The 14,705-nt window shown below is 51.5% G+C and carries 16 protein-coding genes, 3 tRNA genes and 2 rRNA genes; 6 read left to right on the plus strand and 15 right to left on the minus strand.

Annotated features, from left to right (window positions below; genetic code table 11):
- Positions 1-79: 79 nt before the first annotated feature.
- On the minus strand, positions 80-1,816 hold the full coding sequence (locus HMPREF3016_RS07345; protein WP_048751393.1) for a cation:proton antiporter: 1,737 nt from the start codon (positions 1,814-1,816) through the stop codon (positions 80-82).
- A gap of 251 nt (positions 1,817-2,067) precedes the next feature.
- Complete coding sequence (locus tag HMPREF3016_RS07350) at positions 2,068-2,958, minus strand: biotin synthase (RefSeq protein WP_070741387.1); 891 nt, start codon at positions 2,956-2,958, stop codon at positions 2,068-2,070.
- A 160-nt stretch (positions 2,959-3,118) separates the two neighbouring features.
- Here HMPREF3016_RS07350 and HMPREF3016_RS11445 point away from each other — a divergent pair, with 160 nt between their 5' ends.
- The 5 genes from HMPREF3016_RS11445 to HMPREF3016_RS07375 all read left to right on the plus strand — a co-directional run bounded on the left by HMPREF3016_RS11445 (position 3,119) and on the right by HMPREF3016_RS07375 (position 6,871).
- Positions 3,119-3,712: a TetR/AcrR family transcriptional regulator gene (locus HMPREF3016_RS11445; protein WP_037231446.1), complete on the plus strand. Its 594-nt coding sequence runs from the start codon at positions 3,119-3,121 to the stop codon at positions 3,710-3,712.
- A 126-nt stretch (positions 3,713-3,838) separates the two neighbouring features.
- The gene (locus HMPREF3016_RS07360; protein WP_070741390.1) at positions 3,839-5,230 is read left to right on the plus strand and encodes a galactokinase; all 1,392 of its coding nucleotides are present in this window, start codon (positions 3,839-3,841) and stop codon (positions 5,228-5,230) included.
- A 101-nt stretch (positions 5,231-5,331) separates the two neighbouring features.
- On the plus strand, positions 5,332-5,496 hold the full coding sequence (locus HMPREF3016_RS07365) for a hypothetical protein (protein WP_048755416.1): 165 nt from the start codon (positions 5,332-5,334) through the stop codon (positions 5,494-5,496).
- 231 nt (positions 5,497-5,727) lie between these two features.
- Positions 5,728-6,033 (plus strand): glutaredoxin domain-containing protein, encoded by a 306-nt coding sequence (locus tag HMPREF3016_RS07370; RefSeq protein WP_013398139.1) that lies wholly within the window; start codon positions 5,728-5,730, stop codon positions 6,031-6,033.
- 19 nt (positions 6,034-6,052) lie between these two features.
- Complete coding sequence (locus tag HMPREF3016_RS07375) at positions 6,053-6,871, plus strand: shikimate 5-dehydrogenase (RefSeq protein ID WP_070741393.1); 819 nt, start codon at positions 6,053-6,055, stop codon at positions 6,869-6,871.
- 361 nt (positions 6,872-7,232) lie between these two features.
- On the opposite strand, the gene HMPREF3016_RS07380 is transcribed toward HMPREF3016_RS07375, so the two are convergent.
- Complete coding sequence (locus tag HMPREF3016_RS07380; RefSeq protein ID WP_246828513.1) at positions 7,233-7,874, minus strand: rhomboid family intramembrane serine protease; 642 nt, start codon at positions 7,872-7,874, stop codon at positions 7,233-7,235.
- A gap of 273 nt (positions 7,875-8,147) precedes the next feature.
- A complete protein-coding gene (locus HMPREF3016_RS07385) occupies positions 8,148-8,675 on the minus strand; it encodes a peptidylprolyl isomerase (RefSeq protein ID WP_004005916.1) in 528 nt (175 codons plus the stop codon).
- A 218-nt stretch (positions 8,676-8,893) separates the two neighbouring features.
- Here HMPREF3016_RS07385 and HMPREF3016_RS07390 point away from each other — a divergent pair, with 218 nt between their 5' ends.
- Positions 8,894-9,235: a hypothetical protein gene (locus HMPREF3016_RS07390; protein ID WP_070449398.1), complete on the plus strand. Its 342-nt coding sequence runs from the start codon at positions 8,894-8,896 to the stop codon at positions 9,233-9,235.
- Between the two features lie 143 nt (positions 9,236-9,378).
- Here HMPREF3016_RS07390 and HMPREF3016_RS07395 read toward each other — a convergent pair whose 3' ends face one another.
- The 11 genes from HMPREF3016_RS07395 to HMPREF3016_RS07440 form a co-directional block, all read right to left on the minus strand.
- Complete coding sequence (locus HMPREF3016_RS07395) at positions 9,379-9,768, minus strand: hypothetical protein (protein ID WP_070449400.1); 390 nt, start codon at positions 9,766-9,768, stop codon at positions 9,379-9,381.
- A 319-nt stretch (positions 9,769-10,087) separates the two neighbouring features.
- A 5S ribosomal RNA gene (gene rrf / locus HMPREF3016_RS07400) occupies positions 10,088-10,204 on the minus strand.
- A 3-nt stretch (positions 10,205-10,207) separates the two neighbouring features.
- Positions 10,208-10,280: transfer RNA gene (locus HMPREF3016_RS07405), tRNA-Ala, on the minus strand.
- Between the two features lie 83 nt (positions 10,281-10,363).
- Positions 10,364-11,407 (minus strand): Tat (twin-arginine translocation) pathway signal sequence, encoded by a 1,044-nt coding sequence (locus tag HMPREF3016_RS07410; RefSeq protein ID WP_070741399.1) that lies wholly within the window; start codon positions 11,405-11,407, stop codon positions 10,364-10,366.
- 217 nt (positions 11,408-11,624) lie between these two features.
- Positions 11,625-12,110, minus strand: a complete 486-nt coding sequence (locus HMPREF3016_RS07415) for a DUF3349 domain-containing protein (protein ID WP_004005920.1) — start codon at positions 12,108-12,110, stop codon at positions 11,625-11,627.
- A 47-nt stretch (positions 12,111-12,157) separates the two neighbouring features.
- On the minus strand, positions 12,158-12,460 hold the full coding sequence (locus tag HMPREF3016_RS07420) for a hypothetical protein (RefSeq protein WP_004005921.1): 303 nt from the start codon (positions 12,458-12,460) through the stop codon (positions 12,158-12,160).
- The gene (locus HMPREF3016_RS07425) at positions 12,460-13,728 is read right to left on the minus strand and encodes an inorganic phosphate transporter (RefSeq protein ID WP_070741402.1); all 1,269 of its coding nucleotides are present in this window, start codon (positions 13,726-13,728) and stop codon (positions 12,460-12,462) included. The genes HMPREF3016_RS07420 and HMPREF3016_RS07425 overlap by 1 nt, the downstream gene beginning before the upstream one ends.
- A gap of 412 nt (positions 13,729-14,140) precedes the next feature.
- Positions 14,141-14,257: ribosomal RNA gene (gene rrf, locus HMPREF3016_RS07430) — 5S ribosomal RNA — on the minus strand.
- 3 nt (positions 14,258-14,260) lie between these two features.
- Positions 14,261-14,333 (minus strand) — tRNA-Ala (locus HMPREF3016_RS07435).
- Between the two features lie 27 nt (positions 14,334-14,360).
- A complete protein-coding gene (locus tag HMPREF3016_RS11005) occupies positions 14,361-14,474 on the minus strand; it encodes a DUF2648 domain-containing protein (protein WP_115333524.1) in 114 nt (37 codons plus the stop codon).
- A gap of 22 nt (positions 14,475-14,496) precedes the next feature.
- Positions 14,497-14,570 (minus strand) — tRNA-Ile (locus tag HMPREF3016_RS07440).
- Positions 14,571-14,705: the final 135 nt, after the last annotated feature.

Here is a 14,705-nt window from a genome sequence, read left to right on the forward strand (position 1 = left end):
TAGATGATATGAGGTCTCAAAGCATTTCATACCGTGAATTTCCTTAATTTTCCCAGGTTCACGGTGTGAAAATCATAGCTTAACGTTGTTCATCAAATATGGCATTAGAAACATATGGCGAAGAAGGGGCGTCCTTCACGATGGGAATAGTCGAAGTTCCCAGATGACTGCGGAGCATGTTATACCTTTCAAGAGCTACGGCAGGCAACGAAGGCAGAATAAAGTTATTATTCGTGCGCACATTCTCAGCCTGAACCAGAATATCCAACTTACGAATTACTCGGGAAACATCGTGGGAATCGTAACGATCCTGAGCTGAAATCACTGCACGCTGTGCCGCCATCAGCGCCGCATCACGCAGACGAATATAGTCGCTTCGCTTATCCTTGAGCTTTTCGATATGGGGCTTATATTCCTCAGGCAGGCTCTCGATAATCTCGTCGCGGCGAGTAATAGCGGTGTACATATCCTTCACGCGAGCGTAGGTCTCTGGATCAACCGTTGCCTTTGCTTCTTCCTGCAGGGCTTCCAAAGCCGCATTCTGAGCCAGTTTGAGCAGTTCGGGAACGGCGGTATCTTCCTCATGGTTCACCTGCACCTTCAAGATCCTCACCACAAACGGCAGGGTCAGTCCGGGCACCACGAGGGTAAAGAACAGAACCGAAATCATCATCACGATAGCGTCTTCGCGCACCTGTTCCATACCGTCGATCATGGGAATAGAGAGCGCAAGAATCAGGGTCACTAGGCCGCGCATCCCCGACCAGGTCATCACGATAACCTCGGCGAAGGATTCAGGAGCGCCTTCATGCACCGGGCGGGCAGCCTTACCAATCAGCCAGATTACCGAGAACCACACAAGACGAATTATCATTGCGACCACAGCAATAACGGCACCATCGACGAAGAGACCGGCAATACGCTCTGAGTTGGCTTTATAGATAATTTCGCTCGCCTGCAGACCGATCAGCCCGAAAGCAATACCGGTCATAAGCAATTCAATAATCTGCCAGAAAGATGAGGTCGTTAGACGATCCTCTGCTTCTAAGGCCACCAAATACTTAGTGCTGGTGAATTGAATTGCGGCAATCACCACGGCAATAACGCCGGATGCATGAATATTTTCTGCCACCAGGTAGGCAGCGAAGGGAATCACAAGAGTTACGGCATTTCTCGTCACCACATCGTGGGCGCGCAGACGCACATAACCACCGATCCAGCCAAACGCAAAACCGATAATAACCGCTAGAACCGAGCCTAAAGCGAAGTCCCTCATAACTTCGAGTGGTTCGATGGCGTGGTGCTCCTCCATCGAATGAATAGCAGCATGAAAGAGCACAATCGATATAGCATCGTTGAAACTACCCTCAGTCTGGAGCGTGCCAATCAAACGTCGTGGAATACCGACAGGTTCGGCAACGGCCTCAACAGCAACGGGATCCGGAGGCGAAACTGCGGCACCGAGCGCCAGGGCGACAGCGACCGTCATTCCGGGAACCCACCACAGGGCAACACCGGCAACGGCAAGCGCAGATGCCGTGGTGAGCAGCACCGAATAAAGGAGAACGGACTTCCAGCGGCGCCGGAGTGTACCCCAGGAGAACTTTACACCGATAGCCCACAGCAGCGGTGGCAGGAAGATCGGCAGAATAATATCGCTGTCGATTTCAATATGGGGTCGATCGGGAGGTAGCAGCAGCGCTCCAACACCCAGGATGGTCATCATCACGGGCCAGGGAAGATTAAGGCGATCGCCAACGCTCACCATAATGACTGTTGCAAGTAGAATCAGAACTATAACGGATAAGTAGAGCATTGTCTCTCGTATCAACCCCTTGTATTTTTAGATACACTCATACTCAACTTTACCGGAGAGTCACAGGTAACAGCCCTTCTCGCAGGAGAGTTCGGGTAATGTTCACCTACAAGACGAATAACCGTAAGGTAATACTATTCCAATTTTGGAATATATCGTTTTACCCCGCAAAGACAGGGAACCCCTTCACCAAAATCAACCTCTGCGATCTTGGTGAAGGGGCAATTATATTCTGTGAGGGAAGCTGAATGCTATGCCGACCCACAGCCGCCGGAACCGCATCCGCACCCATCAGAAGCGGCAGGTTTCGGAGTCTCAACTGGCTGAGCGGACTCGTGCCCACCGCAGCATCCACCTTCGGAATGCGCATGCTGTTCTGTCGAGACGGAATCGGATCCACAGCCACCCGAGCCACAGCCGCAGCCACCCGAGGATGCGGCAGACTCGCTTTCGTGTCCGCCGCAGCATCCGCCGCCATCAACGGAACCGCAGGCTGAGCCGCGTGCCTCACGGTGACCCATCAAATCAACGCCGAGCTCCGAAAGATACGCTAGGTACCCGGCGAGCGCATCACGACTGCCCGAACCGGCGATCACAATCCCGCCGTGACGCAGTGCTTTGAGGGTTTCATTCACGAGCGGCCAACGCTCAATATCATCGGTAATGGTAATAGCACTCACAATATGCATAGCCAGAGATGCCAGCGAACGCAGCGACTCTTCATAGCCTTCGGGAAGGTGAATAACCTTATCGGGGGCGGCAAGCCGCAAGACGGAGAGGATGCGCATCAGCGTCATCGGAACCGCCTGCTGAGGTAGTTTTACGGTAATGCCGGTAGATTTCCCAGCTCCTAAAGCCACCATCCGGTCAGCGAGTTCATGAGAATCAATATCTTGGCTTATATCTAAAATTTCATAAGAATCAATAGAAATTGAACGTGTACCTAATGCTTCAGCTAATTCCTCATCTTCAGTATGAATTGCTATTACATTGCGAAATTCTTGGCGGCGAAGTGCAGATGCTGCTTCAATAAGCGCAAAATCTTGACCGTCTTCAGTGCTCAGAAGCGACTGCGCTTCATCGCGGGTCAATCCCTCTCCCCCGCTAATGCGTGCCACAAGTTCGGAATATGCGTTACTCATACCATTTATTAAACACCTACGTAAGCCTCAATTTTTACAGTTATGCCACTAGCAATTTCTATAGTTTTCTACATAAATACAATTACTTCTTCATACTCTTTACGAGAATTTATAGGTGTTTTTCATGACAGCAGAGAGATTTCACCCGTAAAATAGACGTGTGGTACTTTCTCAAGCAAAAATTTTAGACACAGCATTTGATCTTCTGGTAACCAATGGTTTAGCGGATTTGTCGATGCGCCGTTTGGCAGCTGAACTTCAAGTTGCTCCCGGCGCCCTCTATTACCATGTCAAGAATAAACAGCACCTTTTGGTGCTTCTTGCGAACTATATCTTGGATAAGAAAGCTCCAAAGGAGCTTCTTATGCCCGCGGATTCTAAGGATCCAGAGGCAGTGAAAGAGTCCTTGATCGTGCGCGGACAGGTTCTTTTCGAGACTATTTATTCTATTCCAGAATTTCCTGAAGTTATTCGCCTGGCATTGGCAACTAATCCTGAGCGGCTCAAGCCCGTGGCGGCCATTGCCTATGACGCTCAAAATATGGGGTTTGAGCCTGGGGAGGCGCTGCGCCGCGCCCGCATGCTCATTCACCTTGCCTTGAGCCTGGTGGAAGAGGCACAGGCTATTCCTGTATTGACTTCGCTGACTGCGGAAGCCGAAGAGAATCCCCTGCAGGAAATTCCTAAGCCGGTGTGTGAAGCATATACGGCTGATATTTCCACCGCGATCGATGGGCTCATGCTCTCCAAATAATTCCCGCATACAGATGCATATGCATCAGCCGGGGCTGCTGCCGTTGTGCAGTCGTGCCCCGGTGCGCAGGCGTGCAGATGGTATGTTGAAGAGTACCGTTTTATCGCATTGCCTGAATGGAGTTCTATGACGACCACCGCAATCCCGCAGTGGGCTTCTCTGCCCGAACATCAGGATGAAATTCAGCGGGTACGCCAAGCGTTTCGACAGACCTATGGTAAAGAGCCTGATGGGGTGTGGTCCGCCCCCGGTCGTTTGAATCTCTTGGGTGAATACATCGACTTTCTGGGTGGTTCGTGCATGCCCATGCCGCTACCCTACCGTACCTACATTGCGGGGTCGCTGCGCCGAGACGGGGTGCTGCGCGCATCCTCTCTGCAGATGCCCGGAGACGAACGCACAATCGTGATTCGGGATATTCAACCCGGGCATATTAAGGGCTGGTTCACCTATGTTGCCGGTGTTGCGTGGGCGATGAATCATGAAGGTGGTCGCGATATTATGCTTCCCGGTCAGTTCGGGGCTGATTTGCTCATTAACTCGCGGGTTCCCGTGGGAGGGGGGCTTTCTTCGTCCGCCGCTTTAGAATGCTCCACAGCACTGGCGCTTCTTGACCTTTCCTGTCCGCTGCGCCCCGGTTGCCCGGATACTGATGCGGTTCCTTCCGACCGCTCCCCCGATAACGATGCACTCCGGGCTCGCCTGGCGCAGGTATGCATCACCGCAGAGAACAAGGTTGCGGGCGCCCATACCGGCGGACTCGATCAGACGGCGTCGCTGCGGTCAAAGCTAGGTCAGGCTTTGGTCGTCGATTTCCGTGACTTTTCGATAGACCCTATTCATCTGAACCTGCAGAAGCACGGGCTAAGTTTTCTTGTTGTTGATACGAATACCCCGCACGCGCTTGCACATAATGGTTTTGCCGACCGGCGTGCCGCCTCTGAATCGTGTGCGAAAGCGCTTGGTCTCACCTTTCTGCGTGATGCTCTTCCCGAAGATCTTTCATGTGCACACCACGACGAACGTGAGGCTAAAGAGTGGCGTTTGGAACTAGTAGATTCTTCGGTTAATCGTTCTCTGACAGCATTAGAGGAACGTGAGGGTCCGGCAACTTTCCCGCGCGGCTGGGTTCGCCATGCGTTTCACGATATGACACTGGTGGGGCGCGCCAGCTACCTGCTCAAACATGCGGATGAACTGGGGTATCGGGCTTTTGAAGAGGCTGGGCGCATCTTTACCGAGTCCTTTATTTCGATGCGCGACGAGCTTCGCGTCTCCCGCCCGGAGATCGACGTTGCGGTTGAAGCCTGCCTGGCACACGGAGCCTTAGGGGCGCGCATCGTTGGAGGCGGTTTCGGCGGTGCTGTGATGGCTCTTGTTAAAACATCCCGACTTGAGGAAACAGCTCAGGCGATCGCCCAAGCATACGCCGAACACGGGTACGCCGAGCCTCGTTTTCTGCCGATGGTTGCCGGTTTTCCTGCGGATTGTGATTGGCTCTCGGAGAACTTTAGATAAATTTCACCCTAACTCATGTCATGATATTTCGAGGGTTGTTTATACTCTGTACAACCTCTACACTGTGTTTCATCCAGTCACCCAAAATAAAGGAGAGTCTTATGGGTTTCGATCCGAAGAACATCGTCGAGCAGGGCATCGACAAGGCAAAGAACTTCGTTAACGACAAGGCAGGTAAGGACGTCGTCAACGACGAGCACACCTCGAAGGCTGAAGAGGTCGTCAATGAGAACGTCCAGAAGATTACCGATAAGTTCGGTAAGTAAGATTCTAGTCTTCAAGAATTCCCCGCATTCATTTTCATGATGCGGGGAATTTTTCTGTATTCGAAGGCCTTTACCAGCAGATTCGTGATTCTTTCGCCTATGCTGGAATTATTGTCTCAAACGCTCTGTTTTTGTAGTGTTAGACAGCCCGCATGCAGCCTGTTGCTTTACCCCGATGGGTCACAGTAACCGCGGCGGGCTCCCTATTGTGTTATACCTTTGGAGATCAAAATGCTCGAACGTCAACAAGCAACCCAAGAAGACGCACGCAAAGTTCAGGAAGACGGCGGAGTCGTCATCTATTGGCGCCCTGGATGCCCCTTCTGCGAGCGCCTCGATTCGTCGTTAGGCGACCTGGGCAATCATGCAACCTGGGTCAATATTTGGGAGGATCCTCAGGCGGAGGCTCATGTGAAGAGCCTCAACGACGGCAACGCGGTTGTTCCCACGCTCGATACCGGCGATATGCATTTCGTGGTAGCTGACCGCCAAACTCGCGAGAAAGCCGCAACTCTCATTCGCAACACTCTTTCCTAAACCACCGAAGGACTCCCCTATGCCGCGTCCACCACTGAACCGCGATACGACCCTTTGCATTTCCCTGTCTGGACGACCGTCAAACCACGGCATCAAGTTCCACAATTATCTGTATGAGAAACACGGCCTTGATTACCTGTATAAGGCGATGACAACCACGGACATTGAGGGTGCTATCGCGGGTGTGCGCGCCCTGGGTATTCGCGGATGTTCCGTTTCTATGCCCTTCAAACAGGCGGTTATTCCGCTCATGGACGAGGTCGATCATTCGGCGCAGGTCATTGGGGCGGTCAATACTATCGTCAATACGGACGGGCACCTGCACGCCTACAATACCGACGTGATTGCAGTAGCTTCCTTACTGAAATCGCATGCTGTTGATCCTAAGCTGCCGTTTCTTCTGCGCGGTTCGGGCGGCATGGCGGCGGCCGTTGCGGGTGCCTTCTACGATGCTGGGTTCCGGGCGGGCACTATTATCGCTCGCAATGAGGATGCAGGCACGGCGCTCGCGCACCGGTACGGGTATGCGTGGGCGCCTGAACCCGGCGATCTTACCGCCCCAGTGATTGTGAATGTTACCCCGATCGGTATGGCTGGCGGTGCCGAGAGCGAGCAGCTGGCGTACCCGCAGCCCACGATTGAGGCGGCGTCGGTGGTATTCGATGTTGTGGCGATGCCTGTGGAAACCCCGCTGATTCGTGCCGCTCGCGCTGCCGGTCGTGAGGTTATCACGGGCGGCGAGGTGATTGCTTTGCAGGCGGCTGAACAGTTCCGGCTGTATACGGGTGTTACGCTTAGCCCCGATGACATTGCTCAGGCTGAGGCGCAGGCGAACTAGTCTGTACAAGCGTTCCTCTGGGTGCAGTTCGTTGATCGAGCTGCGCCCATTTTTTGTAATTACACATCCTGGGTTTTAAGTTTTCCACAGGTGGGGATAAACATGGGGAAAACCTTACATACCTGTAATTTCGAGATGATAAAGCCTTCTATCCACAGGTAAAAACGGAGTACTAACAAATGTGAAATTACATCACTGTAGTTATTCACAGTGTGGAAAACTCATGTGGATAATCAAAAATACAGGTGTTTTTCTGTGTTTTAAAGCAACCGGTGAGCCGCAGTATCCCGCCTTGTTCCCACAGGGAAACTTGGGATGCTGCGGCCCACCAAAAATTAGTTATCCACAGGTTTTTTGAGTATTACCTTTGGATACTTCGTGTGCGCTGAATAATCTGAGGCGCTAAAAGCGCCGCTGTGGCAAGAGCACCGACCGCAAAACCGCCCGCATGAGCCTGCCAGGAAATCCCGGGAACGAGGAATCCAAAGGCGACGTTCACGGCGATCATAATCATGAGGGCCCGTATATTATCCCGTTCGCGCAGAACCACCATAATCACCAGGTAGGCACCGATCAGCCCGAAAATGCCCCCGGATGCGCCCACAACCTCCGCAGTTGGATCGTCCAGAAGAAGCACGCCAAAAGAACCGCCTACGATGGAGAACAGGTATACGAGCAAATACCGCCACCATCCCATCATCTGTTCTAGGGCAATACCAAAGATGTAGAGGGAGAGCATATTCATCACAATATGCGAGTAATCGTTCTGTGAGTGCAAGAAACCACTGGTTAGCACGCGATAGTACTCCCCTGTGAATTCGGTGTAGTCCCATTTCAGGGCAAACATGGAATACACCCAGTACTGCGGGATGATGAGCTGAAGCAGATATACCACCAGGTTAATCCCGATCAGGGTGTACGTTACGTAGGGAACGAACCTGCGCGGTGCGCGCGCCTGATATTGGCGTCCATATAGCTCTCGGTAGCAGTCAGGACAGATCATCCCGACGTCCAGATTAATTTGACATTCCCCGCAGGCGGGACGCATGCACCGTTTACACCGTGCATAGCTCACACGGTCGGAATGCCGCGGGCAGGTGGGCTCCGTCTGAGAGCTATTTTGCTGTGGATTAGATGGGTAGTCCACGTTTTTCCTTTCATACGCTCTTACTCAGTCCCTCGGTTCCCGTGGTTCGGCTCATGGATTACGAGAAGAAAGCAGATACGGTGAAGGACCCGTCCCGGTTGCCCAGGCGGGTCCTTTCCCAGCACTAAATTAGAGTTTCTTGATGTCGATTGAAGAGATAACGACATCCTTCACCGGGCGATCCTGTGCACCGGTTTCAACGCTTTCAATAGCGTCTACAACCTTCTTTGAGGCTTCATCAGCGACCTCACCGAAGATGGTGTGGCGACCGTTCAGCCAAGGAGTCTCTGCCGTGGTAATAAAGAACTGCGAGCCGTTGGTGCCGGGGCCTGCGTTTGCCATTGCGAGCAGGTAGGGCTTAGAGAAAGAAAGCTCGGGGTGAATCTCGTCCTTGAACTGGTAGCCGGGGCCGCCAATACCCATGCCGAGAGGGTCACCGCCTTGAATCATGAAGTCCTTGATAATACGGTGGAACACCACATCTTTGTAGAGCGGAGTGTTCATGACCTCGCCGCTGCGGGGGTGCTTCCACTCTTTAGAACCGTCTGCCAGACCGATAAAGTTCTCAACGGTCAGCGGTGCATGGTTGCCAAAGAGATCAACGACAATATCACCGTAGTTGGTGTGAATAGTTGCTTGAGCTGTTGCATTAGTCATAGGTCTATTTTGTCATGTTGTCTCTATGATGCGCTAGAAGCCGCGCTATCACGGCGTCACGTTAAATTTAGCCTGCTGAGAAAACACGGGCGGTTTATCAGTATTTTTAGCTGAGGTGAGGGTTTCAACAAGCATTTTTCAGGGTAATTCCTTATGCTGAGAGGTGAACATTTACCCGCGTACGTGAGGTATTGCGGTATGACTGATGGAGGTTCACAATGTTCTGCAAGAAGCGCAAGGCTCGTAAAGCCGCGAAGAATTCGGCTGTCGTCGCCGCTATGGCCATGGCAGAGAAGGCCGATGACCTGAATATCCCCGGGCACGCAGATATGTTTGCTGAGAAGCTCACCGGCAAGAAAAAAGCCATGAAGAAGGCTCGCAAGACCGCCTCGAAAACCGCACGCAAGGCTCATAAAGAGCTGGCACGCATCGAGCGCAACGGCGGTAAGCGCCCCCGTAAGGGTCTAGCCCTGGTGGGTCTGGTTCTTGCGCTGGGCATTGGAGGCATTGCCGCCTACAACGCGGCCCGTCCGGTTGAAGACCCCTGGAAGAGCGCCTAGTTACCCTCTCCCCCATATCCGAAAAGCCATTTTCTTGATTCCCTTGTTCTCACGGCGGATCGCAGAAGATGGCTTTTCTGTTTTAGGGTTCCTCTACTGAGGTCATATAAGTCTGATACCAGACCAACGTGCAAACACGTAGTTCACTGTGTACGCCCACTGGGTTCTAGAAGCTTCAAGATGGCAATCGAGGCAAAGAGAGCCGATACCGGCCAGAGGAGATCTCCCCAGCCGAAAGACCGAAAGAATGCGACGCCAAAACCCGTGATCATCGCGGATGCAGCTGCCAAGATTACCGAGGCGGTTAATGGAATACGGCGTGGCAGAAAGAAGTGGGCAGTCCACAGTAAAGCCATCAGGAAGAAAATGGCGGATAGTCCTCGCCACCACGGTTCCAGCTTGCTGATCCCAGCTTCGCCCGAGGTGACAACTGCGGCTATCCAGCCGATGATAACCAGTGCCACAACGGCTACTGCCATAAGACCTGAAGCCACGCGGGAAATGTCGTTATCCTTTTTCATCATATCGGTCATCAAGGTGCTCCCATCGCCCGGGCAGGGATTTTATCCTACTGTTTACACCTGTCATGGCTAGAGTCCATAGGGTGGCAACTGAACGTAGCACTGACGGATATTGGCTGAATATTCAGCGCCGCAACAGATAGAGCCTGCTGAATTATCTGGTGAAGAAGACTATTTCGACAAGGATAAGTCATATACACAGCAGAGGGCTAGTAGGTTCGGTATCGTGCAGATACACATTTTGACCATTAGCCCGTTTTATATATGAGCAAGCAGGCAGATATAGCAAAGAGGCCTCAGACATAACGTCTGAGGCCTCTTCGGAAAACTAGTCCGGCGACAACCTACTCTCCCACACCCATCAAAGTGCAGTACCATCAGCGCAAAGAGGCTTAGCTACTGGGTTCGGAATGGAACCAGGCGTTTCCCTCTCACTATAATCACCGAAACGTGGAGGCGAGGGGACTCGAACCCCTAACCCTCTGCTTGCAAAGCAGATGCGCTACCAATTGCGCCACGCCCCCGCGGTGCTCTACTACTATAAACTACTTTTTATAACGTAAGCAAATCCAGCAGAGCGTTTCTTATGAGAAGTACATCACAAGATTTACAGACCCCTAAAAATTGTTTCCTTCACACGTATGTGCATTTCTTTGAGCCCCTCCAGCGTAACCCTCTGTTCACGCATATACGTTTGAGCCACATCGACGAGATCTTCGGGATTTCCATCAATAACAATAATCAGACTGTCCTTCTCACCCGACTTACGGCTGCTGCTTTTTCCTGAGGTATCGTCCATCCAGCGTGCCGTGAAGCTCTTCAAGTTATTGAATTCCTGGGTCTCCATAGCATCCTGAAGCGCCATAGTTATCAGATTCAAACGCTCGGCACCCAAAACCTGAATTGAAATATCCGCAGTAGCACCCGAAGGAACCTGAAGTTTATTGCGCTGCACGGTATATTGCACTCGCATTCCCTGCGAGAACTGCGCGTTTTGCAGGGTTCGCAGATTTTCCTTGATCTTGTTCCATGCGCCCTTCGTGAGGCTTGCATCGACGTCAAGGGTATTCGAATCGTTATCTTTTTGAATGCTCAACGTATCAACAGCATAGCGAGGTACCGAAACCCCAAGAATTGTTCCCCACTCAGCTTCGGATATTCCCTGTGGGGCAGGAATGGTCATAGCTGCTTCATTATCCGAGGGTTCAAGAGTAATGGACTCGGGGTGTCCATATTCCCACAAGGCCGAAAGAGCACGTGCGGTACCGGCAGAATCTTGTCGCCCACGACTCGTTATCGAGATACGCCCAATAAGTTCAAGATCATCCTCGGAGTTATCGTCCTTGTTCCGACCCTGAATCGTAAATTCTTCGACCTTGAGATAGGTTCCGTCAATATTCTCTCGAATATCGCGCTCCCATTTTTCAATCTGTTTCCTCCGCGAAACAGTCGCCGCCGCCTCATCGCCTAATATTCCAGCACGGGCAAACTGGGGCATCATCGCAACAACGTCGGCAGCCACGATGCATCCCGCCGTCAGCAAAAGCGAGCGCCTGCTCAGAGAATTCACACGCTGAGGAACATATTTCTTCCATCCGCTAGACTGAGCATCTTTGTGTGCAACATCGTTATTTTCCGCGTTCTGCGACATTACGATATTCCTTTCACCGGTGAGTGAGATTCTACGTTTTTATCTCTACTCCCAGAATACCCAATACCATCGCAGAAGAACTCATCAGGACTGTCTCATCCGCTTCACATCACATGAGATTACGTTCAGGCAGATTAGTATGCGCACCATAAACACTTAAAGCTGTGGGGCAAGAATTACTGCAATTCTCGCCCCACAGCTTTGTCTTCGGATTATCCTAGGCAGATTCAGCTTTTTGAGTCTCTTCTTCATGCTGCCCGGCGTTGTTTTGTTCAAGTGCCTCGTTCTGGAGTGTCACATCGGCTGCCGCAAGTTCGGCAATACGGATTTCCCCGGTAGTGGGGTCATCATAGGTGACATATTCAGGATGCCCCTCGATCTCAGTACCGTCATTTACGTGAGTCTCCGATATTAAGAAACCGTGTGCACCTAAAATTTTGGCGACTCGGTCAATATCTTGAGGGGTTGGTGTATGGTCTACCACACGACGAATATATTCGTTAATGCGTTGGTCACTTACATACGCCTCGCCGCGAGCGGCACGCGACTGCATAAGACGACGCACAACTTCTTGAAGCTGTTCGTCAGTCAAACGCATTTTCAAAATTGCCATAACCGCTGCACGGTCTTGAACAGGAACGTCCTTCGGGTAACCGACACTGAGCCAGTCAACAACACGCGAGATGATGTTTTTATCCGGCATCGGATACCTCCTCTATACGTTCATCATATCTATCTTCAAGCATGTATTTAGTGACCTCCACCGGTCACACCAAAAATATTCCACCCAAAAGTATGGAAGATGAAATCTTTGGCGACCCACAGAATGCCAATAAACACAATTCCTATGATGATAGCAAATACAACGCTCGCGGCAATCTTTGAACCGCGACTAGGAGGCTGAATCTCGATAAGTTTACCGTCTGCCGTGTACTCGGTATCCCCCGCCAGCAAGCGCATTCCAAAGGCGTAGAGTGCTGGCAAACCGGCACCTAAGAAAAGCCCAGCAAGAACAACAGGGACGATCTTTTCAAACAATTCGAAAAGAGACATTATGCACCCGCCTTTTCACGTGCCGGAGAGGATAATTCAGGAATGTCTTGATCATCGCTTTGGCGACTCTCAAGAGTTTCGTCCTGAGTCTCCTCTGCCTTGCTGTCATTCTTGCTGTCGTTCCAATCGGCGGTTACATTCGATGCGTCCACAGCATCCTTCTGGGAATGGCGCCACATCCAGATACTAAAGGCCAGCAGGATCAAGAAGACAACCAATTCACCCACGTAATGAGTGTTCGTCAGGTTGTTTAGTCCCGTACCAATCAGCCATGTAATAGCACCGATAGCGGATGCGGCGGGAAGGGTAATCACCCAAGCAATTACCATACGCCCGGCAACACCCCAGCGTACTTCTGCGCCTTTACGGCCCAAACCGGTACCCAGAATTGATCCGGTAGCAACATGGGTGGTCGAAAGTGCCATGCCAAAGTGCGAGGAGGTCAGAATAATTGCTGCGGATGCTCCGTCGGCGGCTACGCCCTGCGGGGTATCAACTTCCACAATGCCCTTACCCAGAGTGCGGATAATACGCCAGCCACCCAGGTAGGTACCCAAGGCAATGGCTATGGCACAAGATGCTTTGACCCAGAACGGAATAGCATCGTCGTTTTTTACGGTACCGGAAGCAACTAGGGCTAGGAAGATCACGCCCATAGTTTTCTGCGCATCGTTGGTGCCGTGCGCCAAGGACATAAGGGATGCGGTACCCACCTGACCCCAACGGAATCCATTGGTCTTCTTATCGTCAGATACCGGCGAGGCGACGCGATAGACCAACCATGTACCCACCGTAGAAACAAGAGCCGCCACAACCGGGGACATCACGGCGGGAATTACGATCTTGGAAACAACGCCTTCCCACTGCACACCATTGAGCCCCATAGCGGCGAGCGCGGAACCGATCAAACCACCGAAAAGAGCGTGGGAAGAACTGGAGGGAAGCCCAAAAAGCCAGGTCAGCACATTCCAGAGAATACCGCCTACAAGGCCGGTAAAGACGATCAACATAAGATCGGAACCGTTAGTACTGATATCAATCCTGTCAAGGTTTACCAGCCCTTTACCGACGGTTTTAGCAACCTCAACGGATAGAAAGGCACCCACTAGGTTCAGCGATGCTGACAACGCCACCGCTGTCTTAGGCTTAAGCGCACCGGTAGCGATGGAGGTCGCCATCGCGTTTCCGGTATCGTGAAAGCCGTTTGTGAAGTCGAAGGCCAGTGCCGTCAACACCACAATCACGAGGATGATAAGTTCAGTAGTCACATTTTGATTATGGAATGTCTCGCGTAAAATCTAAAGTATTCTTCCCCGAAACGAAATAACACTTAAAACAACATAAACCAACACAATACCTGTGGACTACGATACCTCCTCTTGGCCTAAAAACCCGAGAAATAAAGGATATACGGATAATAAATCCACCATATATCACGAGTCTTTTCCATGGTTTTCTGTGGTTTATAGCGTTTCCTAAGATTCTCCCCAACAGCAGGTCTCCTCATGTATAACACGTGTTCATCTACTGTTCATGTAGATGCGAGGATTTATGACGCAACGCGATTATAAGGTTTGTAATTCTATCTAGGAACACTACATATTTGAGAGAATTTAGCGGAATTTTGGTAATGAAACAAAGGACCCCGAGTTCTATGCTCGGGGTCCTTTTCTAAAACTAGTCCGGCGACAACCTACTCTCCCACACCCATCAAAGTGCAGTACCATCAGCGCAAAGAGGCTTAGCTACTGGGTTCGGAATGGAACCAGGCGTTTCCCTCTCACTATAATCACCGAAACGTGGAGGCGAGGGGACTCGAACCCCTAACCCTCTGCTTGCAAAGCAGATGCGCTACCAATTGCGCCACGCCCCCGCATTAGCGGAAAATCGCTATGAAGTTCTAAATGGAATCTGTAGATTCCTGCCAGGCCTGACGAACCTGCTGCGACTGAACCTTTTTGAAGCCCAGAAATGCCACGATCGAGACAGCCGCAAGAACAAAGAGCTTTTTCATAGCAACCTTTCGTCATGGAGAGTGGGCGTACCAAGACTTGAACTTGGGACCTCTTCGTTATCAGCGAAGCGCTCTAACCGCCTGAGCTATACGCCCTCCCATTCCGGCGGAATTCTCCGCAAGAACGAAATATAACTATACAGATGTTTTACCCTGTTGCCAAATCTCTTAGATGTGCATTACAACACAGACAGAAGCCCCATAAAACCAGAAAACCGGGGGAGTATCACT

This window comes from Rothia sp. HMSC065D02 (assembly GCF_001815285.1).
In the GTDB taxonomy this organism is placed as follows: domain Bacteria; phylum Actinomycetota; class Actinomycetes; order Actinomycetales; family Micrococcaceae; genus Rothia; species Rothia dentocariosa.